This window comes from Leisingera sp. F5 (assembly GCF_001593695.1).
Genome location: NZ_LUKH01001411.1, coordinates 1 through 1050 on the forward strand (window position 1 = coordinate 1; position 1050 = coordinate 1050).

Consider the following 1050-nt stretch of genomic DNA (forward strand, 5'->3'; position numbering starts at 1 on the left):
GCGCGAGGCCGGCGACCGCAGCCGCCGGCAGGAGATCCTGAAAGAGATGTCGATGATGGATGCGCGAATTGAAATCGCGCGCAAGGCTTACACGAAGTAGGCCGATTTACCCTTTGATTTCCGGCCAGATTTCTGGGTCCAACCCGTCGATGAACGGCGCCAGAACATCGGCGTATTTTTCCCACTTGCCGATTGAACGCGTGTGCGCAGTCTGCCTGACTTGGGTGTTCGACAGCGTCAGCACCTGGCCCTCGTGCCGTTCCGGGTGGGCCATGTCCTCAACCCAGTCCAGCCCGCAGAATTCTGCCAGCCTGCGGCTTTCGCCCTCGATATCCGCAACCAGGGTTTCATAGCGCAGATCATAGATCCGGCCCGGCATGACCCGGCGCCAGTGCTGCATCAGCCGGCCATAGAGGTTGAAGCGGTGCGCCATTGCCCTCAGGTCATAGGCATAGGTGAGCGAGCTGCCGGAGAAATAGCCGCGCCAGATCGACAGCGCCACATCGCGCGGGTCGCGGCAAAGATGAACAAACCGTGCATCGGGGTAAGCGGTCAGCAGATGGCCCATAAGGCGATAATTGTCGGGCATCTTGTCGACATAGGCCAGGGTGCCCTTAGGCATTTCCGGCAAGCGGCTGATGTCCTCGGCGACGAATGTGCGGGCGGCCTCGGGGGTGAAGCCCTGATCCTTGTCCAGGTAGGGATGCAGCAGGAAGGCCGGCACGCCGCGCTCACCCAGCGGGAAAACGTCGGGGTGCAGGCCGATCACGGTTTCAGTCAGCGTGGTGCCGGAGCGCGGCATCCCCACCACATAGATCGGGCGCGGGCCGTCAACTTCAGTCTCCGCCGGGGTGATGGCCTCCGGGAAGGCGGCCATGAGGCGGCCGAACTGGCGTTCGCTGTCCTCGTAATCATATGGGTTCTGCGCCGCCATACAGGCGTTGGCCTCGTCGTTGTGGGACGCAAAGGCGTCCTTGCCGCCCGCATGATCGGCGATCCGGGCCAGGGCAAAGCTGACGTTGGCCCGGTCCAGCGAGCGCGGTGGTGCCG

1 protein-coding gene is annotated in these 1050 nt (G+C 63.3%); it reads right to left on the minus strand.

Features of this window, described 5'->3' with window-relative positions; all coding sequences use genetic code 11:
* Positions 1 to 106: 106 nt before the first annotated feature.
* On the minus strand, positions 107 to 1050 hold a 944-nt coding region (locus A2I95_RS41860), incomplete at its 5' end, for a sulfotransferase (protein ID WP_291738147.1).